Source organism: Ruegeria sp. THAF33 (assembly GCF_009363615.1).
In the GTDB taxonomy this organism is placed as follows: domain Bacteria; phylum Pseudomonadota; class Alphaproteobacteria; order Rhodobacterales; family Rhodobacteraceae; genus Ruegeria.
Genome location: NZ_CP045384.1, coordinates 2,571,937 through 2,595,002, shown reverse-complemented (window position 1 = coordinate 2,595,002; position 23,066 = coordinate 2,571,937). Strand labels below are relative to the sequence as shown.

General features: G+C 59.6%; 28 protein-coding genes. 14 read left to right on the top strand and 14 right to left on the bottom strand.

What is annotated here, in order from left to right:
• The first annotated feature begins 37 nt into the window (after nucleotides 1-37).
• On the top strand, nucleotides 38-388 hold the full coding sequence (locus FIU92_RS12955) for an H-type lectin domain-containing protein (RefSeq protein ID WP_152459009.1): 351 nt from the start codon (nucleotides 38-40) through the stop codon (nucleotides 386-388).
• Between the two features lie 44 nt (nucleotides 389-432).
• On the opposite strand, the gene rpiB is transcribed toward FIU92_RS12955, so the two are convergent.
• Together rpiB and FIU92_RS12945 are read right to left on the bottom strand one after the other, a co-directional pair.
• The gene (rpiB, locus tag FIU92_RS12950) at nucleotides 433-882 is read right to left on the bottom strand and encodes a ribose 5-phosphate isomerase B (RefSeq protein ID WP_152459008.1); all 450 of its coding nucleotides are present in this window, start codon (nucleotides 880-882) and stop codon (nucleotides 433-435) included.
• A gap of 103 nt (nucleotides 883-985) precedes the next feature.
• Entirely contained in the window at nucleotides 986-2,005 is a 1,020-nt protein-coding gene (locus FIU92_RS12945) for a ribose-phosphate pyrophosphokinase (protein WP_152459007.1), read from the bottom strand.
• Nucleotides 2,006-2,112: 107 nt separating this feature from the next.
• Here FIU92_RS12945 and FIU92_RS12940 point away from each other — a divergent pair, with 107 nt between their 5' ends.
• Together FIU92_RS12940 and FIU92_RS12935 are read left to right on the top strand one after the other, a co-directional pair.
• Complete coding sequence (locus FIU92_RS12940) at nucleotides 2,113-2,715, top strand: 2-hydroxychromene-2-carboxylate isomerase (RefSeq protein WP_152459006.1); 603 nt, start codon at nucleotides 2,113-2,115, stop codon at nucleotides 2,713-2,715.
• The gene (locus FIU92_RS12935; RefSeq protein WP_152459005.1) at nucleotides 2,712-3,545 is read left to right on the top strand and encodes an alpha/beta fold hydrolase; all 834 of its coding nucleotides are present in this window, start codon (nucleotides 2,712-2,714) and stop codon (nucleotides 3,543-3,545) included. Before FIU92_RS12940 ends, FIU92_RS12935 begins: the two co-directional genes overlap by 4 nt.
• On the opposite strand, the gene FIU92_RS12930 is transcribed toward FIU92_RS12935, so the two are convergent.
• From FIU92_RS12930 to FIU92_RS12920, 3 genes are read right to left on the bottom strand one after another with little or no spacing between them, the layout of a single operon-like run.
• Nucleotides 3,532-4,566, bottom strand: coding sequence for a low specificity L-threonine aldolase (locus FIU92_RS12930; RefSeq protein ID WP_152459004.1), 1,035 nt, complete (start codon nucleotides 4,564-4,566; stop codon nucleotides 3,532-3,534). The genes FIU92_RS12935 and FIU92_RS12930 overlap by 14 nt on opposite strands.
• The gene (locus FIU92_RS12925) at nucleotides 4,566-5,039 is read right to left on the bottom strand and encodes a YcgN family cysteine cluster protein (protein ID WP_152459003.1); all 474 of its coding nucleotides are present in this window, start codon (nucleotides 5,037-5,039) and stop codon (nucleotides 4,566-4,568) included. Before FIU92_RS12925 ends, FIU92_RS12930 begins: the two co-directional genes overlap by 1 nt.
• On the bottom strand, nucleotides 5,036-5,968 hold the full coding sequence (locus FIU92_RS12920; protein WP_152459002.1) for a bifunctional riboflavin kinase/FAD synthetase: 933 nt from the start codon (nucleotides 5,966-5,968) through the stop codon (nucleotides 5,036-5,038). The genes FIU92_RS12925 and FIU92_RS12920 overlap by 4 nt, the downstream gene beginning before the upstream one ends.
• A gap of 259 nt (nucleotides 5,969-6,227) precedes the next feature.
• Here FIU92_RS12920 and FIU92_RS12915 point away from each other — a divergent pair, with 259 nt between their 5' ends.
• On the top strand, nucleotides 6,228-6,809 hold the full coding sequence (locus tag FIU92_RS12915) for a methylenetetrahydrofolate reductase C-terminal domain-containing protein (RefSeq protein ID WP_152459001.1): 582 nt from the start codon (nucleotides 6,228-6,230) through the stop codon (nucleotides 6,807-6,809).
• The gene (locus FIU92_RS12910) at nucleotides 6,806-7,795 is read left to right on the top strand and encodes a methylenetetrahydrofolate reductase (RefSeq protein ID WP_152459000.1); all 990 of its coding nucleotides are present in this window, start codon (nucleotides 6,806-6,808) and stop codon (nucleotides 7,793-7,795) included. Before FIU92_RS12915 ends, FIU92_RS12910 begins: the two co-directional genes overlap by 4 nt.
• A 75-nt stretch (nucleotides 7,796-7,870) precedes the next feature.
• Here the strand turns inward: FIU92_RS12910 and FIU92_RS12905 are convergent, their stop codons facing one another.
• The 5 genes from FIU92_RS12905 to FIU92_RS12885 form a co-directional block, all read right to left on the bottom strand.
• Nucleotides 7,871-8,314, bottom strand: coding sequence for a MaoC family dehydratase (locus tag FIU92_RS12905; protein WP_117872517.1), 444 nt, complete (start codon nucleotides 8,312-8,314; stop codon nucleotides 7,871-7,873).
• A 101-nt stretch (nucleotides 8,315-8,415) separates the two neighbouring features.
• The gene (locus FIU92_RS12900; protein WP_152458999.1) at nucleotides 8,416-9,291 is read right to left on the bottom strand and encodes a TIGR01459 family HAD-type hydrolase; all 876 of its coding nucleotides are present in this window, start codon (nucleotides 9,289-9,291) and stop codon (nucleotides 8,416-8,418) included.
• A gap of 102 nt (nucleotides 9,292-9,393) precedes the next feature.
• Nucleotides 9,394-10,470 carry a DUF389 domain-containing protein gene (locus tag FIU92_RS12895; RefSeq protein WP_152458998.1) on the bottom strand — a complete coding sequence of 359 codons (1,077 nt, stop codon included), beginning with the start codon at nucleotides 10,468-10,470 and terminating at the stop codon, nucleotides 9,394-9,396.
• A 131-nt stretch (nucleotides 10,471-10,601) separates the two neighbouring features.
• Entirely contained in the window at nucleotides 10,602-11,522 is a 921-nt protein-coding gene (locus tag FIU92_RS12890) for a manganese-dependent inorganic pyrophosphatase (protein WP_152458997.1), read from the bottom strand.
• 110 nt (nucleotides 11,523-11,632) lie between these two features.
• A complete protein-coding gene (locus FIU92_RS12885) occupies nucleotides 11,633-12,613 on the bottom strand; it encodes a TraB/GumN family protein (protein ID WP_152458996.1) in 981 nt (326 codons plus the stop codon).
• Nucleotides 12,614-12,723: 110 nt separating this feature from the next.
• Between FIU92_RS12885 and FIU92_RS12880 the strand changes: the two genes are divergently transcribed.
• From FIU92_RS12880 to FIU92_RS12855, 6 genes are all read left to right on the top strand, one after another.
• Nucleotides 12,724-13,398 (top strand): DUF2161 domain-containing phosphodiesterase, encoded by a 675-nt coding sequence (locus FIU92_RS12880; protein ID WP_152458995.1) that lies wholly within the window; start codon nucleotides 12,724-12,726, stop codon nucleotides 13,396-13,398.
• Between the two features lie 153 nt (nucleotides 13,399-13,551).
• Complete coding sequence (gene groES, locus FIU92_RS12875) at nucleotides 13,552-13,839, top strand: co-chaperone GroES (RefSeq protein ID WP_152458994.1); 288 nt, start codon at nucleotides 13,552-13,554, stop codon at nucleotides 13,837-13,839.
• A gap of 55 nt (nucleotides 13,840-13,894) precedes the next feature.
• On the top strand, nucleotides 13,895-15,538 hold the full coding sequence (groL, locus tag FIU92_RS12870; RefSeq protein ID WP_152458993.1) for a chaperonin GroEL: 1,644 nt from the start codon (nucleotides 13,895-13,897) through the stop codon (nucleotides 15,536-15,538).
• A 244-nt stretch (nucleotides 15,539-15,782) separates the two neighbouring features.
• Nucleotides 15,783-16,625 carry a DMT family transporter gene (locus FIU92_RS12865; protein WP_152458992.1) on the top strand — a complete coding sequence of 281 codons (843 nt, stop codon included), beginning with the start codon at nucleotides 15,783-15,785 and terminating at the stop codon, nucleotides 16,623-16,625.
• 38 nt (nucleotides 16,626-16,663) lie between these two features.
• A complete protein-coding gene (locus FIU92_RS12860; RefSeq protein WP_152458991.1) occupies nucleotides 16,664-17,437 on the top strand; it encodes an alpha/beta fold hydrolase in 774 nt (257 codons plus the stop codon).
• Nucleotides 17,434-18,585: an alpha-D-ribose 1-methylphosphonate 5-triphosphate diphosphatase gene (locus FIU92_RS12855; protein ID WP_152458990.1), complete on the top strand. Its 1,152-nt coding sequence runs from the start codon at nucleotides 17,434-17,436 to the stop codon at nucleotides 18,583-18,585. The genes FIU92_RS12860 and FIU92_RS12855 overlap by 4 nt, the downstream gene beginning before the upstream one ends.
• A 48-nt stretch (nucleotides 18,586-18,633) precedes the next feature.
• Here FIU92_RS12855 and FIU92_RS12850 read toward each other — a convergent pair whose 3' ends face one another.
• The 4 genes from FIU92_RS12850 to FIU92_RS12835 form a co-directional block, all read right to left on the bottom strand.
• A complete protein-coding gene (locus FIU92_RS12850) occupies nucleotides 18,634-19,701 on the bottom strand; it encodes a 5-(carboxyamino)imidazole ribonucleotide synthase (protein ID WP_152458989.1) in 1,068 nt (355 codons plus the stop codon).
• Between the two features lie 2 nt (nucleotides 19,702-19,703).
• Nucleotides 19,704-20,459 carry an NAD(P)-binding domain-containing protein gene (locus FIU92_RS12845; protein WP_152458988.1) on the bottom strand — a complete coding sequence of 252 codons (756 nt, stop codon included), beginning with the start codon at nucleotides 20,457-20,459 and terminating at the stop codon, nucleotides 19,704-19,706.
• Nucleotides 20,456-20,941 carry a 5-(carboxyamino)imidazole ribonucleotide mutase gene (gene purE / locus FIU92_RS12840; RefSeq protein ID WP_152458987.1) on the bottom strand — a complete coding sequence of 162 codons (486 nt, stop codon included), beginning with the start codon at nucleotides 20,939-20,941 and terminating at the stop codon, nucleotides 20,456-20,458. Before purE ends, FIU92_RS12845 begins: the two co-directional genes overlap by 4 nt.
• 76 nt (nucleotides 20,942-21,017) lie before the next feature.
• Nucleotides 21,018-21,242, bottom strand: coding sequence for a YdcH family protein (locus FIU92_RS12835; protein WP_152458986.1), 225 nt, complete (start codon nucleotides 21,240-21,242; stop codon nucleotides 21,018-21,020).
• Nucleotides 21,243-21,405: 163 nt separating this feature from the next.
• Here FIU92_RS12835 and FIU92_RS12830 point away from each other — a divergent pair, with 163 nt between their 5' ends.
• From FIU92_RS12830 to FIU92_RS12820, 3 genes are all read left to right on the top strand, one after another.
• Nucleotides 21,406-21,819, top strand: coding sequence for an Hsp20 family protein (locus tag FIU92_RS12830; protein WP_058275530.1), 414 nt, complete (start codon nucleotides 21,406-21,408; stop codon nucleotides 21,817-21,819).
• A 5-nt stretch (nucleotides 21,820-21,824) separates the two neighbouring features.
• Complete coding sequence (locus FIU92_RS12825; RefSeq protein WP_152458985.1) at nucleotides 21,825-22,049, top strand: DUF1150 family protein; 225 nt, start codon at nucleotides 21,825-21,827, stop codon at nucleotides 22,047-22,049.
• A gap of 84 nt (nucleotides 22,050-22,133) precedes the next feature.
• Nucleotides 22,134-23,024 (top strand): PhzF family phenazine biosynthesis protein, encoded by an 891-nt coding sequence (locus FIU92_RS12820; RefSeq protein ID WP_152458984.1) that lies wholly within the window; start codon nucleotides 22,134-22,136, stop codon nucleotides 23,022-23,024.
• Nucleotides 23,025-23,066: the final 42 nt, after the last annotated feature.

The following is a 23,066-nucleotide window of genomic DNA, read 5'->3' as shown; positions in this document are numbered from 1 at the left end:
GGGTAAGTTGCGGGAATTCAAGAATAATGATGATAAGATGAAAAAGTTTCTAACCCATCCCATTGGAATTGAGCAGGGTGAAGATGTCCTGTTCTCGGAGTTTGCTGAAGGCGGCGATATGTGGACCGGGCAGGGGCCGCGTGAACGCCGCACACACATTCGGTTCAAAGAAGCATTTCGGACCCCGCCCGTGGTGCAGATCGGGATCTCGCTGTGGGATGTCGATACGTCCTCGGCGCTGCGCGCAGAGGTTCAGGCCGAACATATCACCGCCGAGGGTTTTGACGCAGTATTCCGGACCTGGTCCGACACTCGGATTGCCCGCATCCGGGCAAGCTGGACCGCGATAGGAGAGGTGGCACACCCGGACGATTGGAATATTTCCTGATCCGGGTTCGCCATGTTTTCAGGCGTTTGAACGATTGATTGGGCTCAGTCGTCCTGCGCTTCGATCATGTCCACGCGCGTGGCGTGGCGGCCGCCTTCGAATTCGGCACCCAGAAACGCGTCAACGATGTCCAGCGCCAGACCTTCGCCGACAACCCGCGCACCAATCGACAGCATGTTGGCGTTGTTGTGCTGGCGGATCATGCGGGCCGAGAATGCGTCTGAACAAACGCCACAGCGAATGCCGGGCACTTTGTTCGCAGCCATCATGATACCCTGCCCAGTGCCGCAGAGGACGATACCCAAGCTGCAATCGCCCGAGGCAACGGCCTGCGCCGCGGCCTTTCCATGCTTGGGGTAATGGGTGCTTTCGGGGGTTGTCGGGCCGATATCAACCACGTCCCAACCTTGCTGCGCGATGTGGTTGGCCACGGACTGACGCAGCTCGATCGCCGCGTGATCGCTGGAAAGAACAATACGTTTGTTGGCAGTCATGGAGGTGATTCCACTTGTGTCGCCGATCGCGCCGCATGGTCAGATATCCGCGCAATCGGCATTTCAGATATCAGGGGGCGACATGTTCGGTCGCCCCTGTTGCTCAATCCATCTGATACATGGATTCGTAGATCGGGGTCAGCGTCTTGTCTTCGAACAGCGAAGACACACTGGTTCCGTTCCAGATGTTCAGGATCGCCTGGGTGAAGATCGGTGCAGTCGGAACGATGCGGATGTTCTTTGCCTTCAAAATCTCTTTGGTCGGCTGGATCGTATCGGTCAGCACCAGCGACTTCATGACCGAGTTCGTCACCCGCTCGACCGCAGGGCCGCTCATGACGCCATGCGTGATGTAGGAGTGAACTTCCTTGGCGCCATTGTCCAACAGGACCTGCGCGGCCTTGCAAAGCGTTCCGGCGGTGTCACACATGTCGTCGACGATCAGGCAGATCTTGTCCTTCACATCCCCGATAACGGTCATTTCCGCGACTTCGCCTGCTTTCTCGCGCCGCTTGTCAACGATCGACAAGGGGGCGTTGATACGCTTGGCCAGTTCACGCGCGCGCGCCACGCCGCCCACGTCGGGTGAAACCACCATGATCTCATCCAGATTGTCCTTGAACTGGTTTTTGACATCCAGCGCAAAGATCGGCGAGGCGTACAGGTTGTCGACGGGCATATCGAAAAAGCCCTGAATCTGCGCGGCATGAAGATCCATCGTCAGAATCCGCTCGATCCCTGCACCGGTCAGCATATTGGCCACCAGCTTGGCACTGATGGGCGTGCGGGCCTTGGTGCGGCGATCCTGGCGGGCATAGCCGAAATACGGGATCACGGCCGTGATCCGTTGCGCCGACGAGCGGCGCAGTGCGTCGGCGATGATCAGCAGCTCCATCAGGTTGTCGTTGGCCGGGTTCGAGGTCGGCTGGATGATGAACATATCCTCGCCGCGAACGTTTTCGAAAACCTCGACGAAGATCTCGCCGTCATTGAACCGTTCGACGCGCGCATCGACCAATCCCTGGTCGACACCGCGATACAGGCTCATGCGGCGGGCGATGGTTTCGGCAAGTGGAAGGTTGGCGTTCCCAGCGATAAGCTTGGGTTCGTGAAGTGTCGGCATCGGCTGAGGTCCCCGGGCAGCAATGGCAATGTGACAGATTCGTGATGTTGACACCGCTTAGCATGGCCTTACCGTCCCGCAAAGGTAACGCAGCGGAGAAAGTGAACATGACCCGGATTGACTACTTTTTTGCGACAATTTCGCCCTACAGCTATCTTGCGGGGAACCGGCTGGAAGAGATTGCGGCGAAACACGACGCAACGATCAACTACAAGCCGCTGGACATCATGGCCCTGTTCGCACGCACCGGGGGCACGCCGCCGAAGGACCGTCATGTATCGCGCATCGAATACCGCGCTCAGGAGCTGCTGCGCCAATCGAAGAATCTGGGGATGGAGTTCAACCTGCAACCGGCGCACTGGCCGACCAACATGGCGCCGTCTTCCTATGCGATCATCGCCGCGATCAAGGATGGTTCGGGCGACGTGGGCAAGTTGTGCCAGTTGATCCTGCGCGCCTGCTGGGCCGAAGAAAAGGACGTCGCTCAGGATGATGTGATCAGGGACTGCCTGGCAAATGCCGGGTTTGACCCGGAGCTGGCCAACAGCGGTCTGCTGGTCGGGGCCGAAACCTATGCCGCCAATCTGGAAGAAGCCGTGGATCGCGGCGTGTTCGGCGCGCCGTTCTACATCACGCCGGATGGTCAACGCTTCTGGGGGCAGGATCGCCTGGACGATCTGGATCGGCATCTGTCCGAGATGAATGGATGACAGCCCCGACGGCGATGCAATCCGGTTTCGTGAGACGATTGGGCGACGGAGGGCGCAATTTGCTTGCCCTTCATTGCACCATTGCACATTCCGGCGCGTGGTCCGGCCTGGCCAAGGCATTGGATGGCAGCGTGTGTCTTGTTGCACCGGACATGCTGTCTCATGGGCGCAGTCCGGACTGGGACGGTCAAAGCGATTTCTTTGACGCTGTGACAGGGCTGGCGGCGGTCGAATTGACCGAGCCCACGGATCTGGTCGGCCATTCCTTTGGGGCGATCGTTGCGCTCAGACTGGCCATGGAGCACCCGGACCTTATTCGAAGCTTGACCCTGATCGAGCCTGTGTTCTTTGCCGTGGCAAAACAGGACGCGCCCCATTTGTACGATCAGCACCTGCGAGAGTCCCAGCCGATTGAAGCAGCGTTCCAAGCAGGCGACAAGGCGCTGGCCGCGCGGTTGTTCAACCGGATGTGGAGCACTGACATCAGCCCCAAATGGCCTGACCTGCCAGAGCGGACGCGCGCCAGCATGGTGCGTGGGATTCATGTTGTTCCCGCGTCTTATCCCGTTCTGTACGATGACCGCGCCGGGTTGCTTGACCCCGACGGATGCAAGCGCGTATCGATGCCAACCCTGTTGCTGAGCGGATCAAAGACCCACCCGACGATCCCCGCAATCTGTAAAGGATTGCAGCGCCGTCTGCCGAACGCACGCCATGAGGTCGTTCAAGGTGCGGGGCACATGCTGCCCATTTCGCACCCCGGTGAAACCAGCGTGCTGCTTGAGGATCTCTGGAAAGCTGGCCAAGAGACGGGTGTTACAACAGGCTGAGAAACTGATCGATCTCGGCTGTCCCGATCGACCAGTCGCAGACCAGTCTGCATGCAAGGCTTTCGTCGCCATCATCACCTTCCAACTCTGCCCCCCAGAGGTGGTAGATTGCCCCGGCCTCATGCAGCTGTTTGTGCTTTGCGCGTGAAAAAGCGGCAAAGATCATATTGGCCTGTGGTTCGTGCAGGAACTCGGCGCCTTTTGCACGCAAGCCATCGGCCAGCCGGGCACAGTTTGCATTGGCCTGACGCGCCAGCTTCAGCCACAGATCATCCTCAAGATAGGCCGCCATCTGAGCGGACAGGTAGCGATGCTTGGAAAACAGATGCGCCCCGCGTTTGCGCCGCAGCTCGAATTCCCAGGCCTTGCTCTCGTCAAAGAACACCACCGCTTCAACGCCCATCAGGCCGTTTTTGGTGCCGCCGAAGCTGACCGCGTCCACCCCAGCTTTCCATGTCATGTCAGCCGGAGAGCAATTCAGGGCCACCAGGGCATTGCTGAACCGGGCCCCATCCAGATGGACCGGCAAGCCATATTCCTTTGCGACCCCGCACAGCGCCTGCAACTCCTCCAGCGAATAGACCGATCCGCGCTCGGTGACCTGGGTGATCGACACCGGCCCGCGTTGCGGCCCGTGAACACCACGGGTTTCTTCGCCCAGGATGGACCCGCGCAGCGCGTCCGGCGCCATCTTGTCGCCACCGGGAACAAGGGTCAGCTTGGCGCCGGTGTAAAACTCGGGTGCGTTGCACTCGTCTTCGTGAATATGGGCAACCGGAGAGCAGAAGATCGTTTCCCAGGGGTTGGACAATGTGGCAAGGGCCAGCGAATTTGCCGCTGTCCCCGTCGCCACCAGATAGACGGCCGCCCCCGGAGCTTCAAAGATGCTGCGAATGCGGTCACGCACCTCGTTCATCATCGTGTCGGCGCCATAGGCCATCTGGTAGCCCTGGTTGGCCTCGGCCAGTTTGGCCATGACCTGCGGGTGAACCGGCCCGGAATTGTCAGATGCGAAATACATCAGCTAGGCTCCTCGATAATGTAGTCTTCCCACTCTTCCATGGGGGTTTCGAACTCGGACACCGTGCGCCCTCGGACCGACACGCCTGCGGCGTGCACGGTTTCCGGCGTACCAGACAACAATGGGTGCCAGTCGTAAAGCGGTTTGCCCTCCCACAGCAGCCGATAGGCGCAGGTTTGCGGCAACCAATAGGCGTGTTCGTCGATATTGTCGGGTGTCATGACGATGCATTCCGGGACAAATTGATGCCGGATGTCGTATTGCGTGCAGCGGCAGCTTTCATCGTCCAGCAGGCGGCAGGCGACGCAGGTCAGGGCAACCTCACCGCTGTCCTCATCCTCCAACTTGTTCAGGCAGCATTTGCCGCAACCGTCGCACAAAGCTTCCCATTCGCGCTGGTTCATCTTGCGCAGGGGTTTGCGTTCCCAGAACCGGGCGGGCAGGCCAGTGCGTTGAATCGGATCAGCGCTCATAGGGCGGCCAGAATGTCCCGGGCCTGTTCACAATCGGCATTCATCTGCGCGATCAGACCATCCAGCCCGTCAAATGTCATTTCAGGGCGCAGGAATTCGATCAGCCCCACCGACAAGGTCGCCCCGTACAGGTCGCCGGAAAAGTCGAACAGGAAGGTTTCGATATTTGGCACTTCGCCATGGAACATCGGGCGCACCCCAACCGAGGCCGCGCCGTGATAACTGCCCTGATGCGGGCCATCCAGCACGTCGACCAATACCGCGTAGACACCGAATTTCGGCGGGTGGAGCCCTTCGATGGACATGTTCGCGGTTGGGAAACCCAGTTCCCGCCCGCGTTGCTCGCCGCCGATCACCTCGCCTTCGATCCTGTGCCAATGGCCCAGCATCGCGGCGGCATCCCTTGGGCGACCCTCGCTCAATGCGGTGCGGATGGCGGTTGACGAGACCACGTTTTCCGACCGCTGCATCAAAGGGGCAATCGTCACGCCAAATCCCATCTCTTGCCCGAACCGAACCAGATCGTCAGCCGTCCCACTGCGGCCCTTGCCAAAACAGAAATCGGCCCCGACCACGACATGGGACAGTCCCAGACCGTCGCAAATCACGTTGCGCGCGAATTCATCGGGGGAAAGCCCGGCCAGCGCCGCGTTGAACGGCAGTTCATACAGTTTCTCCACACCCAGCTTCTCAAGCCGATGCGCCCGCGCATTGCCGCGCATCAGGCGGAACGGAGGAGAGTCCGGCGCAAAGTATTCACGTGGATGCGGCTCGAAGGTCATGACACCCAGTGGCGCATCCGGGGCCGCGTCGCGGGCCAGTTCGATGACCGACTGGTGCCCCAAATGGACGCCATCAAAATTCCCGATCGCAACGCTGGCGCCGCGATCTTCTGGCTCGACAAACTGGAAATCCCGGATGATGTGCATAGGCGATTGCGTAGCGTTGCGTTGCGATTTGTTCAAGCGGCAGTTTGAATTCAAGGCGCGCGTCCCGGCGAAACACACCAAAACCATTTGTCAGACCTGATTGCACGCGGGGCATCCCCGGATTGCTGTGCGACATTCGGCCAACTGCTTGATCCAAAAAAAATACTGGGTGTAGACTGAGTTTCCGGCCCTCGGAACACGCTCGGGGGCGGACGATGGCCCGGCCAGGTTCAAATGAACCCAGCACAGGAGGCAGACCATGTATCGATTGCGACTGTTCGCGATTCGCAACGCCCGTGCGTTCGAGTGGATTTACAAATGTGTCGAACGGGGCATGGTCGCGATGGATCCGGTCTTTGCAAGGATCGGCTACAACCGCGTTGAACGCCCCATAGCGCTGGTCGAAAAAGGCGTCAAAAGTCTTTTGTTTGATTGCAAGATGTGCGGACAATGCGTTTTGTCTTCGACGGGTATGTCTTGCCCGATGAACTGCCCCAAGCAACTGCGCAACGGCCCATGCGGCGGCGTACGCCCCGGTGAGTTCTGCGAGGTGAAGCCCGATATGAAATGCGTCTGGGCTTTGGCCTGGGACGGGGCCAGCCGCATGCAACATGGGGGCGACAAGATAAAAGAGGTTCTTCCGCCTTTGGAACACACGTTGAAGGGATCATCATCCTGGCTGCGGGTCAGCCGCGAGATCGCCGCACAGGAACGCGAGGCCCGGGACGCTGCCCGCGAAACGCTTGCGCAGGCGTTCCCGGAGGCGCGCGAAAACGAACCCTCTGCGGCACCTCTGGCTGCTGAACCCCCCAACGCGGTGAACCGGGAGCTGAAGAAATGAATGATGCCCATCGCAGCGAGGTCGAGCCGATCGGCTATGTGCCTGTTCCCGAAGGCTATGTCTCGCACAGTCGATTGGAAAGAGTTCTGCGTTCGGGCCGCTTTGCGGTGACCGCTGAACTGAACCCGCCAGACAGCGCTGACCCCGAGGATGTTTTTCAGGCGGCGCAGCCGCTGGGTGAAGTGGCGGATGCGATCAATGCAACCGATGCGTCTGGTGCCAACTGCCACATGTCTTCGATAGGGATCTGTGCGTTGTTGACCCGCGCGGGGTATTCTCCGGTCTATCAGATTTCCTGCCGAGACCGGAACCGGATCGCCATTCAGGGGGATGTTCTGGGGGCTGCGGCGCTGGGCGTCAGCAACGTGCTGTGCCTGACGGGCGACGGTGTCGGGGTTGGGGATCAACCGGGCGCAAAGCCGGTGTTCGACTTTGATTCCCTGACCTTGCTGCGGACGATCCGAACGATGCGCGATCAGGGAAAGTTTCTTTCCGGCCGCAAGATCACGCGCCCCCCTCAACTGTTTTTGGGTGCGGCGGAAAACCCCTGTATTCCACCTTATGATTGGCGCCCGGAACGCCTTGCAAAGAAGGTCGAGGCGGGGGCCGAGTTTATTCAGACCAACTATATCTACGACATTCCGCTCTTTGAAAGGTTCATGGATCGGGTTCGGGATGCCGGTCTGGACGAAAAAGTATTCATCATTGCCGGTGTGGGCCCCATCGCTTCGGCGCGCGCGGCACGCTGGATGCGCAGCAATGTGCCCGGAATTCACATCCCGGATCATGTCATCGAGCGGATGGAAAAGGCCGAAAAGCCCGCGGAAGAGGGCAAGAAGATCTGTATCGAACTGATCCAGCAGATCCGGGACATCGCCGGTGTTTCCGGGGTTCATGTGATGGCCTACAGGCGTGAACACGTGGTGTCGGAAATCATTCTGGAATCAGGTGCGCTGAAAGGGCGAAAACGAACTCGTTCTTCCTGACGACCTTGTGTGCAATTGAGCGCCCAAACAAAAAAGGCGCCGGTCCGGCGCCTTTTGCAAAACTGTGTTTGCCAGTCAGTCGAACTTGCGCGACGGGGCAAGCACCATGGCTTCGCCGATCAGGACCTTCTTGCCCTCGACCGAACAATGGCAGTCCAGCTTGACGCGGCGCTTGGCAAAATCGATGTCGATCACCTTCACCTCGGCATAGACCATGTCACCCGGACGCACAGGCGCCAGGAACTTCAGTGACTGCCCCATGTAAACAGTACCATGACCCGGCAGTTGTTCACCAATCACGGCCGAGATCAGACCCGCCGTCAGCATTCCGTGGGCAATACGGCCTTCGAAGATCGTATCGCGGGCATAGTCGTCGTCCAGATGCACCGGATTCCGGTCGGTCGAGACCTGCGCGAACATTTCGATATCTTCATCCGTCACCACTTTGCGCAGGTGGCGGGACATGCCCATTTCGATGTCTTCGATACAGATCGTTCCGCGCGGAAGATTGTCCAACATGTTGCCCTCACTCGAAGTCGGCCGTGAAAGAAAAAACCATCATTTGGCCAAGGTTGGCAACTTTATTACTTCGCAGTTGCAGAAAATCAAGTCTTTTCTTGCTACCTCAAGCGCCCGATCGTGTAGGTTGGATTGATCTTTTCCCTTTCAATATAGGCGGTTAAGGATTCGTGGTGCGGATGATGCGACGTTTTTGTTTCTGCCGCGGCCAATCCGCCCGAGATGAACAGAGAATCAATGCCCTCTCCCATGCCGCCTAGAATGTCCGTGTGGGGGCCGTCGCCGATCACCAGAATGTCACTGTCGGGGATATCGTACCCCAGTTCCTGCAACCTGCGACGGGCCAGATCATAGATCGGGGGATGCGGTTTGCCGAAATACAGGCTCTCGCCGCCCATTTCGGTGTACAGCCTGGCCAAAGCACCGGCACACCATTCGCGCACCTCGCCGCGGTCCACGACAATGTCAGGGTTCGCACAAAGCAGTTTCATCCCCATCTGCTTGGCGTAAAGGAAATCCGGCCGGTTCACATCCGGGTCGGCCATCGGGTCGAACGGGCCGCAGCAGACAATACCCTCGGCTTCCTTCAGCGGCACACGCTCGATATGGATGGGGTGATCCAGCAGTTTCAGCGGTTCGAAAAAGCCCGCATCGCGCTGCCACTCGCCCATAAAGTAAACCTTGTGCCCCACAGCACCCCGGAACATCGCAGATCGCGCGGAATCCCCGCTGGTGGCGATGGTGTCATACGCGTCGGCGGGGACGTTGAATTGCACGAGTTGCTCTGCCACCCCGGCGCGGGGTTTGGGAGAGTTCGTGACCAAAACCACAAGGCCACCCTTGGCGCGATAGGCCTTCAACGCTTCGACGGCTTCGGGGTAGGCCGTGATGCCGTTGTGAACACAGCCCCAAAGGTCGACGAACAGTGCTTTGTAACGGTCCGAGATCTCGGAAAGCGAGGAAACGATCTGGGTCATGGGGGCCTCTGGGTCTGATATCGCGCTGGCGACAGCTATGGCAAAGCTTGGGACCGAACACCATCCCGCATTCCCGTTTGCGCGAAGGAATGGGTGAAACTGCTACTCGTCTTCGGTAATTTCAGTGACGTCCGGGGCCTGCTGAACGTTTTCCGTTCCCAGGATGATCTGGGCCCCGATACGCGGCTGATACCGGATAATGGCCAGGTATCCGGGTCCAAGCTCCTCCTCCAGCACCCCGACCAGAGGGGTCTCACGCAGCTTGGGTGGCAACAAACCGGCAATGGAAGAAACCTTGAACTGCGCTTCGGCCGGCAGATCGACGATCAGCCAAACCTCGGCCCGCTTGCGCTGAGCGTTGACGTCGATGCGGATGATTTCCACGGAAACCGGATCGGCCCATTCGCGAATGGCATCGGCCAGTTGCGCCTCGGTGCGCGTCTCCAGATAACGGTTGTAGGTGGACTTCCCAAGTTGCAGGACGACGACGACCAGAAACGCGATCGCGACAAAGACGCTGGCGGTGAAGTTCAGCTTGCGCTTTCCCTTGCTGAAAACCACGGACCGCGCGGCATAGACAAGATAAACCGCGCAGGCTGACAGAATGATCGCGCCAAGGTTCGTTGCGAAAAGCAGCCCTGCCTCATAGGCCTCGGCGGGTTCGTCAAAATATAAAAGAATGCCCGAGGCCGACAGCGGGGGAACAAGCGAAACACCGATGGCCGCGCCGGGTAGAAGGCTCAATTCGGATTTGTTGATCTGAACATAGGCCCCGGCCACACCGGCAGCGAGCGCGACGATCAGGTCTTCGGTGCCGGGATCGGTGCGCGCCAGGACCTGATCGGGGATCAAAATGCCACGGGGAACATCTGCGACATAGACCAGAAACCATGCCATCATCACACAGACAATGGCAGCCAGACAGACCGTAAGCGCCAGCGTCACCGCGCGTTTCAGCCATCCCATGACCATCGCGGCGGCCACCCCGAGGATCGGGGTCATCAGCGGCGCCACAAGCATGGCCGCGATCACGACGGCGCCGGAGTTGCGCAGCAACCCCATGGTGGCAATCACGACCGACAGCGTCAGCAGCATTGCAAAGCGTCGCCAATACGCCGCCTTGTCGGCACCTTCAAAAAGAAGGATGCTGCGGGTGGTGCTCAGTTTTCGTACGACCATTGCATTTACCTGACCTGGGATAGGCTTTGGACCCCCGGTCAGACTAACAACCGACAACGCGTCCGCAAATGGCTGTCAGCAAAGAAAAAGGCGCCCGAATTGGACGCCTTCAGATTTGGGTCGTTTGAGGATCAGACCTTCAGGTTCGGAATGATCTGCTTTTTGCGGCTCATGATACCGGGCAGAACGACGGCGTCCCCGTCCACGGTTGCGCCAAAGCTCTTCTCGGCCACGGTTTTGACCAGATCATTGGGGACCAGCAGCGTGGCCTCTTCGTTCAGGATATCAACCACGAACAGCAGCACCTGATCGACGCCGTCTTCCTTGGCAACGTCCACCATCGAGTCCGCCAGGCTGGTCTTGCGGTCCAGAACGACGCCGGGGGCGGTGGTTTCCAGAACCGAGACCCGGAATTTGGTGCCGTCGACCTCGTATTCTTTACTGTCCATGCGGATCAACTCGGCGTCCGAAAAGGACGAGACATCCGATTTCGCCGCGAACATGTCTGCCGCATATGCCGAAATGTCCAGCTCGAGCTCAGCCGCCAGACGTTCTGCAACCTCGCGGTCATGCGCTGTGGTGGTCGGAGAGCGGAATTCCAGAGTATCCGACAGAATGCAGGTAAGCGCGGCGCCCTTGATTGCGTCGGGCATCTTGGCCGCATCTTCGCCCATCAGATCAACCATGATGGTGGCGGTGCAGGCCAGGGGGCGCACGGTGATGTCGATCGGGCCTTTGGTTTCCAGGCCACCGACCAGCTTGTGATGGTCGATGATGGCGCGGATATCCGCGTCGTTGATGTTGGCCGGCAGTTCGGCGGGGTTGTTGGTGTCGACGATAACCACCGGGGTTTCCGCAGGCAGGTCCTCAAGGATCCGCGGCTTGGGCAGGTCCCAGTTTTCCAGCATGAATGTTGCTTCGGTGTTGGGTTCACCCAGCAGCACGGGTTCGGTCTGCTCACCCTTGACCTCGTTCAGGTACCACGACCACAGGATCGGCGAACCTGTGGAATCTGTGTCGGGGGATTTGTGGCCAAATACTAGCGTCGTCATGTCAGTGTCCTGCGGAATGGAAATTTGCGCGCCTTATAGGGCGGCTAAAAGCCGTTGTCACGCCGCTGAGCACTGTCTGCGACGCTTGGTCTGAAAACCGCTGGGTCCGTTCAGAATTCGGCGCGTGTCAGAACGTATCCGGCTTCTTCCAGTTGGTTCAGCAGGCCGTAATCATCGCTCAGGTGTCCCGCGCCGACCGCAATCACAACTGTCTGATCCCTGATGTCCAGAATCTGCGCCATCCAGTTGGCATTTCGCTGCACCAGCAACTGCTGCTCGAAATTTTGCCATTCCGCATCAAAGGCTTCGGGGCTCAGGCCCGACTGCTCAAGCCCCTGTAGGCGGGCAAGCTGTATGATCTCGGCGTGCTTTTCTTCCAGATACGCGTTGGCCATGGTGGCCAATTGGTCTGCATTGCCCTGCATCGCCCCGGACAGGCGCACAAGCGACTCGACCTGTTTCTCGAGCGGATAACTGTCGAACATGGCCATCAGGTCTTCGATTCGTTCCAGCGAGTGCTGCGGAACACCTTTTTCAACGGCCAGATCGTTCAGGCGGGCGTCCATTCCATAAGTTGAATTCGGGTCTTCGATCATGCAGGGCGGAATGCTCAGCATCATGGTCAGGAACCACGGACGCATCTTCGCAGCCATCCAGCCGGGGATGCCGCGCTGGGCCAGGGCTGCGGACAGCGCATCCCAGTCGTCTTCTGCCATCAGATCGATCAACGTAGGGCCCGAGGTAATCATCACCGCACTCAGGTCGTTGGCCATGGTTTTTTCGAAGGCGTCCATGTCGTCTTGAGTGACTTCGAAATAAAAGGCGTCCGCTTTGCTGAGTTCGGGCGACAGGCGGTCAATCACGTCTTCCATGCGCGGGTCGTAACTATGCAACGTGCCGATGATGTGCAAAACCGTGTCGCCCTTGCGTGCAATCCAGTGATTGCCTTCGGGATAAGCGATCTGGGCCACTGCACTTTGCAATTTGGTCCGGGTTTCCTCGGGCAGTTGCGGGCGCAGGTCCACCCCCTCGCATGCGGCCTGAGCCGAGATCGGAAACAGAAGGAACGCAAGAAAAGTGAGCAAACGCATGGGGCCAGCCTGAATGGTGTCAAGAAGTTGAACCCAGACTTAGCCACGCCACCTGCCGATGTTCAAGCCGCCCGTCTGGTATTCTCCGGCAATCTGCGTAGCATGGCCGCATGAACCGCGAGCAGGATCTCTATCCCCCGGTCAAGGCGCTGCTGGAGCGTCAGGGATACACCGTCAAAGGTGAAGTCGGCGCAGCCGACATCGTTGCGGTGCGCGATGGGGATGCGCCGGTGATTGTCGAACTGAAACTGCGGTTCACGCTGGCCCTGTTTCATCAGGCGATCACTCGGCTGAAACTCACTGATCTGGTTTATGTTGCCGTCTGCAAACCCACGGGCCGAACGGCCCGGCGGGCGCTCAAGGATAATCTGGCACTGTGTCGTAGGCTTGGCCTGGGCCTTATCACCGTGCGGGCTGATGGCACGGTCGAGGTTCAGTGCGATCCCGGCCCCTACGCGCCCCGTAAGAACAAAGCCAGGGCCGCACGGTTGCTGCGCGAATTCGACCGGCTGCAAGGCGACCCGAACGCCGGAGGCGCGACGCGCCATGGTATCGTGACGGCGTATCGGCAGGATGCGCTGAAATGTGCGGCCTATCTGGCCGAGAATGGCCCGTCCAAGGGGGCGGACGTCGCCAGATCGGTCGCGGTCCCGGTCGCCACCCGGCTTATGTGGGAAAACCACTACGGGTGGTTCGAGAAGGTTGAAAAAGGCATCTATGGGCTTACGTCAGAGGGCGCAGAAGGGTTGAAGCATTGGGCCTATAGCTGGGAACAGGCTGACTGATCCATTTTGCAAAAAAAATCTCTCACAAATTGTTGACTCGGACTTTTAGACTCCCTAGCTATGCGTCGTTATCACTCACACACCCCGAGTGCTAACGCCTCGTCGGAAGGCGGGGGGAGGATAGATAAACTTTGAGCCCAAGGAGCTGCAAAGATGGCATTGAAACCGCTTCATGACCGTGTGCTGGTTCGCCGCGTAGAGAGCGAAGAGAAAACCGCAGGCGGCCTGATCATCCCTGACAGCGCAAAAGAAAAGCCGAGCGAAGGCGAAGTCGTCGCAACCGGCGAAGGCGCGCGCAAGGACAGCGGCGAACTGATCGCAATGGCTGTCAAAGCTGGGGACAAGATCCTGTTCGGCAAATGGTCGGGCACCGAGGTCAACGTCAACGGCGAAGAGCTGCTGATGATGAAAGAAAGCGACATCATGGGGATCATCGAGTAAGCCCGCGCGCTTTCTCTGATCTTCATTTCAAACTTATTTCTCAAGGAGAAACGACATGGCTGCAAAGGACGTCAAATTCGACACCGATGCCCGAAACCGTATGCTGAAGGGTGTGAACATCCTGGCCGACGCGGTTAAAGTGACCCTGGGCCCCAAAGGCCGCAACGTGGTTCTGGACAAGTCCTTCGGCGCGCCGCGCATCACCAAGGACGGTGTTTCGGTTGCCAAGGAAATCGAACTGGAAGACAAGTTCGAAAACATGGGCGCGCAGATGGTGAAAGAAGTCGCCAGCCGCACCAATGACGAAGCCGGCGACGGCACCACCACCGCAACCGTTCTGGCACAGGCGATCGTAAAGGAAGGCCTGAAGCAGGTTGCAGCTGGCCTGAACCCGATGGACCTGAAGCGCGGCATCGACCTGGCAACCGCCAAGGTTGTTGAAGGCATCAAAGAAGCCTCGCGCGAAGTCAAAGACTCGGCAGAAGTTGCCCAGGTTGGCACCATCTCGGCCAACGGCGAAGCCGAAATCGGTCAGCAGATCGCAGACGCGATGCAGAAGGTTGGCAACGAAGGTGTCATCACCGTCGAAGAAAACAAAGGTCTGGAAACCGAGACCGACGTTGTCGAAGGTATGCAGTTCGACCGCGGCTACCTGTCGCCTTACTTCGTCACCAACGCAGACAAGATGATTGCAGAACTCGACGACTGCATGATCCTGCTGCACGAGAAGAAACTCTCGTCGCTGCAGCCGATGGTTCCGCTGCTGGAACAAGTGATCCAGTCGCAAAAGCCGCTGCTGATCATCGCGGAAGACGTTGAAGGCGAAGCGCTGGCAACTCTGGTTGTCAACAAACTGCGCGGCGGCCTGAAAATTGCTGCTGTCAAAGCACCTGGCTTCGGCGATCGCCGTAAGGCCATGTTGCAGGACATCGCAATCCTGACCGGCGGTCAGGTTATCAGCGAAGATCTGGGCATGAAGCTCGAGTCCGTCACCATGGACATGCTGGGCACCGCCAAGAAAATCGAAATCACCAAAGACGAAACCACCATCGTCGATGGTGCTGGCGAGAAAGCCGAGATCGAAGCACGTGTTGCTCAGATCCGCACTCAGATCGAAGAAACCACCAGCGACTACGACCGTGAGAAGTTGCAAGAGCGCGTTGCCAAACTGGCTGGCGGTGTTGCCGTTATTCGCGTCGGCGGCATGACCGAAGTCGAAGTGAAAGAGCGTAAGGACCGTGTTGACGATGCTCTGAACGCAACACGCGCTGCCGTTCAGGAAGGCGTTGTTGTGGGCGGTGGTGTTGCTCTGGTCCAGGCCGGTAAAGCACTGGAAGCTCTGAAAGGTGCAAACGCCGATCAGGACGCAGGTATCAACATCGTTCGCAAGGCAATCGAAGCGCCGCTGCGCCAGATCGCCGAGAACGCAGGTGTCGACGGCGCGGTTGTGGCCGGCAAGGTCCGTGAGTCGTCGGACGCAGCGTTCGGCTTCAACGCGCAGACCGAAGAATATGGCGACATGTTCTCGTTCGGTGTGATTGACCCGGCCAAAGTGGTTCGGACTGCTCTGGAAGACGCTGCATCGGTTGCTGGCCTGCTGGTTACCACCGAAGCAATGGTTGCCGACAAGCCTGCCAAGGAAGGCGCGGCACCTGCCGGCGGCATGCCCGACATGGGCGGCATGGGCGGCATGATGTAAGCACGCCGAATTCGCCTCTGGCGAATTCTGGCGACCCGACAGGCGCTTGGCGGTATCGCCAAGCTGCCGAGGGGGGAGCCTTGGAGCTTGAGAAAGGGGTCGCCTTCGGGCGGCCCCGTTTTGTGTTGACAGTTCTGTTTTCAAGGCGTGTTTAGACGCTGCTTTGTCCGGCGCCGGATGTCTGTTCCCACAACCTTCGCGAAAGTGAGTGTGCAAATCCCGCCCGAACGGCTATGCGGATGGCATGAGATTGTTTTTGCTCACCGCCCTGACCATGTGTGCCTTTGCGGCGAACTCCATTCTGAACCGGCTGGCCATCGACAGCGGAGCCAGCGATCCAACCGGATTTGCCATCGTTCGGGTTTTGGCGGGGGCCGTGGTCCTGGCCGCTCTTGTGCTGGCACGCGGAGGGCGCCTTCCGCTGCGCAATCGAAGGCGGATCATTGGCGCGGGGTCGTTGACGCTCTACATGATCGGATTTTCAATCGCCTACCTGACGCTGGATGCAGGCTTGGGTGCATTGATTCTGTTCGGCGTGGTGCAAATTACGATGTTTTCTGTGGGCGCATTGACGGGCGCGACTCCGACCGCCCGGCAGGTGGCGGGGGCAGGGGTTGCGCTTGCAGGTCTTGCCTATGTGCTGTGGCCGACTGGCGCCGTTCAAGTCGACTTGGCTGGCGCGGCTCTGATGGCCGCCGCCGGTATTGGTTGGGCCCTTTACTCTATAGCGGGCCGATCAGAAACAAACCCGCTGGAGGGAACGGCCGCCAATTTCATCGTCGCTTTGCCGGTGACTGCCCTGGCGATGCTTGCCGGCGGCAGCGCCTGGCAGATGAGCGGGGCGGGGTATCTGCTGGCCGTCCTGTCCGGCGCGGTAACATCCGGGCTTGGTTATGCTTTGTGGTACCGTGTTTTGCCTCAACTGGCCCCGTCCGTGGCGGCTGTCGTTCAACTCAGCGTGCCAGTGATCGCAATTTTCGGCGGTGTCGCCTTTCTGGGCGAGATTGCCGGAGTGCGGCTGATCATCGGCGCCACGCTTGTTTTGGGCGGTATCGCGCTGGCCGTGCTGCGACGTCACCGGGGCTAGGGCTTTTATCAAGGGCTGATAGGCTTTATCTGGCGGTTATGAAACTTTTGATTGCCTTGCTCTTCTGCCTCGCTCCTGCCGCAGCCAGTGCGAAATGCGTGATCCTTCTGCATGGTCTCGCGCGCACCGAGGCCTCGTTCACCGTGATGGAGCAGCTGTTCAAGGCGCATGACTATACCGTTGTGCGCCACGGGTATCCATCGACCGAAATCGGTATTCCGGAACTGGCAAGGCAAACCATACCGGACGCGCTTGAGGCATGTGGTGATGACAAAGCCAATGTCGTTGCGCATTCCATGGGCGGTATCCTGTTGCGCTATTGGCTCAAGGACCATCGGTCCGAAAACCTGGGTCGTGTCGTCATGCTCGGCCCGCCCAATCAGGGCAGCCAGTTGGTCGATGAGCTGAGCGCATGGGAAGTGTTCGGGTATCTGAACGGCCCGGCGGGCCTGCAATTGGGCACAGGTCCCGAAGGCATTCCGCGCCGCCTGCCGCCGGTGGATTTTGAGCTGGGGGTGATCGCGGGTGAGAATTCGCTCAACCCGCTGTTTTCATCGCTGATCGACGGGCCGGATGACGGTAAGGTTTCGGTTGAAACCACCAAGGTCGAAGGGATGAAGGATCATCTTGTTCTACCGGTGACCCACACGTTCATGATGAACAACCCGCGGGTTATGGCACAGGCGCTGCATTTCATCGAATTTGGCCAATTCGATCGGCAGATCACCTGGCTGGACGGCGTGATGGAGATAATCGACGAGATCTGCATCGGGCAGGATTGCTCGGAACCTGACTCGGAGCCCACACGATGACCTCTCTGGATCTGACTTTGACCGGTGCAGAGGTTCTGTTGCCGGAGGATGGTCTGTCACGCTGCGATCTCTCGATGGCGGAGGGCGTCATTCAGCAAGATCGGACCGGGCGCAAGGTTGACCTGACCGGTTATCTTGTCCTGCCCGGTATCGTCGATCTGCACGGGGACGGGTTCGAACGCCACATCGCCCCGCGCCGGGGCGCAATGAAGCAAATGAGCGAAGGCATACTGGCAGCCGAAGCCGAACTGGCCGCCAATGGTATCACCACCGCCGTTCTGGCCCAATTCTACAGCTGGGAAGGTGGCGTGCGTGGCCCCGAGTTTGCCGCGCAGGTGTTTCAGGCCATCGCTGCGGTCAAGAACAGCACCGTCACGGATCTGATCCCGCAATTGCGGTTCGAGACCAACATGCTGGAGGATTACCAGGGTCTGGCCCATCGCATCGCCGAATGGCAGGTGCCCTATGTGGTGTTCAATGATCACCTACCGCATGATCGTTTGGCGCAGGGCAAAAAGCCGCCGCGCCTGACCGGGCAGGCGTTGAAGGCCGGACGCAATCCGGATGCGCATTTTGAGATGCTGCTCAATATGCATGCCCGCAGGAACGAGGTTCCCGCTACCGTCGAAGCACTCAGCGCCGAACTTGTCTCAATGGGGGTGCGTTTGGGCAGCCATGATGACGCGACCGCCGAGACAAGGGCATGGTGGCGCGACCGGGGCGTGCGCATTGCCGAATTCCCCGAAACGCTTGAAGCCGCCGAAGCCGCGCGTTCCGCCGGGGATCACGTTATCCTCGGCTCTCCCAACGTTGTGCGGGGCGGATCACACAAGGGGAACGCAAGCGCCGTCGAACTGATCGCCATGGGGCTCTGTGATGCGTTGGCCTCGGATTATCACTATCCCAGCCCGCGCCGCGCAGCGTTGATGCTGGCCAAAACCGGTCTGCTGGATCTGGCCGGTGCCTGGGCGCTGGTCTCGTCCGGCCCCGCGCGGGTGCTGGACATGCAGGACAGGGGCACGCTCGCGCCGGGAAAACGCGCGGATCTGGTCATCCTGGATGCGGACACCCATCGCGTTGCGGCCGCCCTGGCCGGTGGGCGCGTCAGTTACATGTCAGGCGACATCGCCGCCCGGTTTCTGGGATAGGCCCCGCAAAACCTTCATCTTTTCCAAAATACTCTCGCCGCGACACCCTCAACGTTTGATGCGGTTGAAATGCCCCATCTTGCGCCCGGCCTTTACCTCGGCCTTGCCATAGAGATGCAGCGCCACATCCCGCTCGCGGGCCAGCTCGGGTACACGGTCCATGTCGTCGCCGATCAGGTTCTCCATCACGACGTCGGAATGGCGCTGCCCGTCCCCCAAAGGCCACCCCGCCACGGCGCGGATATGCTGTTCGAACTGATCGACAGCACAGCCGTTCTGCGTCCAGTGCCCCGAATTGTGAACCCGCGGAGCGATTTCATTCACGATCAGGCCACCGGGCGTCACGAACAGCTCAACGCCCATCACGCCGACATATTCGAGAGCGTTCAGGATGTTCGCCGCCAGCAGGATTGCATCTGTGCGCTGGGCCGGGGACAGGCGGGCGGGGATGGTGGTGGTGCGCAGGATGCCATCGCGGTGCTCATTCTCACCCGGATCGAAACAGGCGACCTGACCGTCCAGACCACGGGCCGCGATGATCGACACCTCGTGCGAGAATTCCACGAACCCTTCCAGAATGGCTGGTGCCCCGGCCATATCGGCCAAAGCGGCCTCGGCGTCCTCGGGGCTGCGCAGCCGGGCCTGCCCCTTGCCGTCATAGCCAAAGCGACGGGTTTTCAGGATGGCGGGTGTCCCGATCTGTTCGATCGCCGCATTCAGGCTGTTCAGGTCGGCGATATCCGCAAACGGGGCCGTCTTCAGACCCAGCTCTTGCAGAAATGTCTTCTCGGTCAACCTGTCCTGGCTGACCCGCAAGGCCTCGCGCCCGGGGCGGATCGGGCGGTGCGCTTCCAGAATGTCCAGCGCTTCGGTCGGGATGTTCTCGAACTCATAGGTGACGACATCGACCGCATCGGCAAAGGCTTTCAGCGCATCTGCATCGTCATAGGCCGCAGTGGTGACGCGATCCGCAACCTGCCCGGCGGGCGGGTTCGCACCCGGTTCGTAGATATGGCTGACAAAACCCAGCCTGGCGGCTGCCACGGACAGCATCCGGCCCAGCTGACCGCCCCCCAGAATCCCGATCACTGCACCTTGGGCAAGCATTTCCGCCATCTTCAACTCTCCAAACGTTTGCCTATTGCCCCAAGCGCGGACCGCAGCGCCTCGTGCGCGCCCCCGTCTTTCAGGGCGTCCGTCATTTGCAGGCTCAGCGTGCCCTCTGTCGCCAGGGCGTCACGCTCCTGTGCCAACCGTCCGGCGGCGCCTTTTTCCATCGAGGCCAGAAAACCCGCCATCAACTGCGTTGTATAGAACTCGGCCCCGTCCGCATCACCGGTTGCGTCACCCAGCCATTCGGCACCGGTGGCCATCAGGTCCAGAATGCCGGGAACCATGGCACAAATGGCGAAATGCGCGTTCAGCGCGGCTTCATCCGCAACCTTGACCACGGGGTTCTCCGGTTCAAACAGATCCGCCAGCAGGCGATCATTGCCAAAAGCCGCCATCGGGCAGCCGCCGGTTTCCAGAAAGCCCAGCGGGATGGTCTGCACGAAATCCGACGCCGGGGCGCAAAGCGCGGCCAGGTGCTCGGCCGAAACCGCCGCCATGACCGACACGATCTGCTGATCGGCGCGGAATGTCAGCGGGTCCAGAACCTCGGCCGCGATATGCGGGCGCAGGCACAGGAACACGATGTCCGAGGTGTCAATCACGGCCTGAGGCGCAGCTACGGTTACGCCCAGTTCCGCCTTCAATGCGGCTGAAACCTTGGCGTTGCGCTCGGTCACGCTGATCTGGTGCCCCTTGGCGGCCATCAGCCGCGCAATCGGCGCGGCGATATGGCCGGTTCCGATAAAGCCGATCCGGTTCATCCCTGCGGTTCCTGGGGGATCGAGGCTGACAACGCGTCACGCCAGCTGTCCAGCCTTTCGGCCAAAGCATCATCCTGCAATGCAAGAATGCCCGCCGCCATCAGGCCGGCATTGGCCCCGCCGGCGGACCCGATCGCCATAGTCGCCACCGGAAATCCCTTGGGCATCTGCACGATGGAATACAGCGAATCCACGCCCGACAAGGCTCGGGTCTGCACCGGGACGCCAATCACAGGCACCCGCGTTTTCGACGCCATCATGCCCGGAAGATGCGCAGCCCCACCTGCACCTGCAATGATCACCTGCAACCCACGCGAAACAGCGGTTTTGCCATAATCCCACAGCCGGTCCGGCGTGCGGTGAGCCGATACGATGCGCGCTTCGTAGGCGACGCCCAGTTCGTCCAGAATATCCGCGGCTTCCTTCATCGTTGGCCAGTCCGACTGGCTGCCCATGATGATCCCCACTTTCACATCGCTCATCCGCATACGTCCCCGCGCTCAGAAAGAGCGCGCACTATAGCCAAATCCGGTTGGCTGGCAATGCGGTACAGGGCGTTCAGGCGATGATATCGGGCGTCAGGCGGTCTTCGATCAGGCGGATGATGTCTTTCAGGCGCAGTTTCTCTTTTTTCAGGCGCCGCAAGGTCAGTTGATCGGCCGTTCCCTTGTCATGCAATGCCTGAATCGCCTCATCCAGATCGCGGTGCTGTCGGCGGAAAACCTCAAGCTCAACACGCAATACTTCATCTGTTTTCATCGAAAGATCGGTAGGCGCGTTCATTGGCGACTCGAGTTGGTTGTGGTGCTTGGCCAACAAGATAGTGTGTCAGACGTTATCGCGCCAGACCTTGTGGACATCCTGGTTTCTTCCCATATTCTATTGCAGGCGGTTGCCAGAACGGGGCCGCACACCACGTCGCTTTTACAAAGAAGGACGAAAATACGTGTCGAAACTTACTCTTGGCTCATACCCGCATCTTTTGGGGTTCGAGCAGTTGGAACGCCTTCTGGAACGGTCTGCAAAGGCCGGAAATGAGGGATACCCGCCCTATAACATCGAACAGACCTCGGATTTTTCCTATCGCATCACTCTTGCGGTGGCCGGGTTTGCCGAAGAGGATCTGTCAATCACGATCGAGGATCGCCAGTTGGTGATCCGGGGCCGTCAGCGCGACGACAGCGAGGGGCGCATCTTCCTGCATCGCGGCATTGCGGCGCGTCAGTTCCAGCGCATGTTCGTGCTGGCCGATGGCGTCGAAGTGGGCGAGGCGATCATGGAAAACGGTCTGCTGCATGTGGATCTGACCCGCGCCGTGCCGGAAACTGTGGTTCAGACGATCAACATACGGAAGGGGTAAGAGCAATGAATACACCGATTGAAATCAACACCCAGGGCAACCGTATTGTCTATGTCAAAACGGTTGAAGTATCTGAATTGCCTCGGGAAGTTCGTGAACAGGCCGGCGATTTGGATCAGCTTTACGCCGTCCACGATTCCGACGGGCAGCAACTGGCGCTGGTCGCTGACCGCAAGCTGGCCTTCGTGCTGGCGCGCGAACATGATCTGTCTCCGGTGGCGGTTCACTAGGCGGCCTGAAACACTGCTGAAAAGACGTGACATTTTCTGCCTATGCAGTGATCGTGCCACAAATGCTAAAGCAGGAGTGGCATCATGGGCTGGTTTGACTTTGACTGGGTGGACGCCTTCAGTGATCGCGCCTTCGGTGGCAACGGATGTGCCGTCGTCCATGAAGGTGCGCGCCTGACGCAAGAGGTCTGCATGGCCTATGTGCGCGAAACCTCTCTGGTCGAATGCACCTTTACCGGGCCGTCCGACGTGGCCGACATCCGCGTCCGCTACTTTCTGGCCAGCCGCGAAATTCCCTTTGCGGGGCATCCGACTATCGCCACCGTCGCGGCGATGCGATCCCGCGGCATGATCTCGGGCGATCGTCTGACGCTGGAAACCGGTGCCGGCCTGGTGTCGATCCGTTTGCAGGGGGATCAGATCGAAATGACTCAGGTCGCACCGCAATTCGGTACGCGCGTCCCAGCGGAACTGGTGGCGGAAGCGGTCAGCCTGCCACCGGAAGCCATCATTTCTCCGCCTCAAATGGTTTCAACCGGCTTACCGTTCTGCATCACCGTTCTGCGGGATCATGCGGCCTTGCGGGCCGCTCAACTGGTTGAAGGCCCGTTGCGCAAAGTGGCTGAAACTGCGGGGTATTCCGGCTCGGACATGGCCGAGCCGTTTCTTGTCACGCTGCAAGGGGCAACCGATGAGGGGGATACGTTTTCACGCCTTCTCTTAGCACCGCCCAGCCCGCCCGAAGATCCGTTTACCGGGTCTGCCACCGGTGCGATGGCCGCCTATTTGTGGAAACATGGCTTGATGCAAAAGGAAAGCTTCATCGCCCAGCAGGGTCACGATATGGGCCGCCCCGGGAAAGCCATCGTCACGCGTGTCGGCCCGTCTGATGCGATGACGGGCATCAAGGTTTCTGGTCAGGGGCATATCCTGATGCGCGGGCAGGTCGACCTTCCGGAAATGCCGATAAACTAGGCGGGAGCCGACCAAGGGCTGACCCGCGAAACCCTGGCCGGA

Bases quoted from the DNA above. Each gene is read 5' to 3' on its own strand.
- purE (WP_152458987.1), bottom strand. From the start codon at position 20,941: ATGAGCGATGTGAAAGTGGGGATCATCATGGGCAGCCAGTCGGACTGG.
- FIU92_RS12865 (WP_152458992.1), top strand. From the start codon at position 15,783: ATGAGATTGTTTTTGCTCACCGCCCTGACCATGTGTGCCTTTGCGGCG.
- FIU92_RS12825 (WP_152458985.1), top strand. From the start codon at position 21,825: ATGAATACACCGATTGAAATCAACACCCAGGGCAACCGTATTGTCTAT.
- groES (WP_152458994.1), top strand. From the start codon at position 13,552: ATGGCATTGAAACCGCTTCATGACCGTGTGCTGGTTCGCCGCGTAGAG.
- FIU92_RS12900 (WP_152458999.1), bottom strand. From the start codon at position 9,291: ATGACCCAGATCGTTTCCTCGCTTTCCGAGATCTCGGACCGTTACAAA.
- FIU92_RS12925 (WP_152459003.1), bottom strand. From the start codon at position 5,039: ATGAGCGCTGATCCGATTCAACGCACTGGCCTGCCCGCCCGGTTCTGG.
- FIU92_RS12890 (WP_152458997.1), bottom strand. From the start codon at position 11,522: ATGACGACGCTAGTATTTGGCCACAAATCCCCCGACACAGATTCCACA.
- FIU92_RS12930 (WP_152459004.1), bottom strand. From the start codon at position 4,566: ATGTATTTCGCATCTGACAATTCCGGGCCGGTTCACCCGCAGGTCATG.
- FIU92_RS12855 (WP_152458990.1), top strand. From the start codon at position 17,434: ATGACCTCTCTGGATCTGACTTTGACCGGTGCAGAGGTTCTGTTGCCG.
- groL (WP_152458993.1), top strand. From the start codon at position 13,895: ATGGCTGCAAAGGACGTCAAATTCGACACCGATGCCCGAAACCGTATG.
- FIU92_RS12910 (WP_152459000.1), top strand. From the start codon at position 6,806: ATGAATGATGCCCATCGCAGCGAGGTCGAGCCGATCGGCTATGTGCCT.
- FIU92_RS12940 (WP_152459006.1), top strand. From the start codon at position 2,113: ATGACCCGGATTGACTACTTTTTTGCGACAATTTCGCCCTACAGCTAT.
- FIU92_RS12880 (WP_152458995.1), top strand. From the start codon at position 12,724: ATGAACCGCGAGCAGGATCTCTATCCCCCGGTCAAGGCGCTGCTGGAG.
- rpiB (WP_152459008.1), bottom strand. From the start codon at position 882: ATGACTGCCAACAAACGTATTGTTCTTTCCAGCGATCACGCGGCGATC.
- FIU92_RS12935 (WP_152459005.1), top strand. From the start codon at position 2,712: ATGACAGCCCCGACGGCGATGCAATCCGGTTTCGTGAGACGATTGGGC.
- FIU92_RS12850 (WP_152458989.1), bottom strand. From the start codon at position 19,701: ATGGCGGAAATGCTTGCCCAAGGTGCAGTGATCGGGATTCTGGGGGGC.
- FIU92_RS12845 (WP_152458988.1), bottom strand. From the start codon at position 20,459: ATGAACCGGATCGGCTTTATCGGAACCGGCCATATCGCCGCGCCGATT.
- FIU92_RS12915 (WP_152459001.1), top strand. From the start codon at position 6,228: ATGTATCGATTGCGACTGTTCGCGATTCGCAACGCCCGTGCGTTCGAG.
- FIU92_RS12885 (WP_152458996.1), bottom strand. From the start codon at position 12,613: ATGCGTTTGCTCACTTTTCTTGCGTTCCTTCTGTTTCCGATCTCGGCT.
- FIU92_RS12955 (WP_152459009.1), top strand. From the start codon at position 38: ATGAAAAAGTTTCTAACCCATCCCATTGGAATTGAGCAGGGTGAAGAT.
- FIU92_RS12835 (WP_152458986.1), bottom strand. From the start codon at position 21,242: ATGAACGCGCCTACCGATCTTTCGATGAAAACAGATGAAGTATTGCGT.
- FIU92_RS12895 (WP_152458998.1), bottom strand. From the start codon at position 10,470: ATGGTCGTACGAAAACTGAGCACCACCCGCAGCATCCTTCTTTTTGAA.
- FIU92_RS12920 (WP_152459002.1), bottom strand. From the start codon at position 5,968: ATGCACATCATCCGGGATTTCCAGTTTGTCGAGCCAGAAGATCGCGGC.
- FIU92_RS12945 (WP_152459007.1), bottom strand. From the start codon at position 2,005: ATGCCGACACTTCACGAACCCAAGCTTATCGCTGGGAACGCCAACCTT.
- FIU92_RS12905 (WP_117872517.1), bottom strand. From the start codon at position 8,314: ATGTTGGACAATCTTCCGCGCGGAACGATCTGTATCGAAGACATCGAA.
- FIU92_RS12860 (WP_152458991.1), top strand. From the start codon at position 16,664: ATGAAACTTTTGATTGCCTTGCTCTTCTGCCTCGCTCCTGCCGCAGCC.
- FIU92_RS12820 (WP_152458984.1), top strand. From the start codon at position 22,134: ATGGGCTGGTTTGACTTTGACTGGGTGGACGCCTTCAGTGATCGCGCC.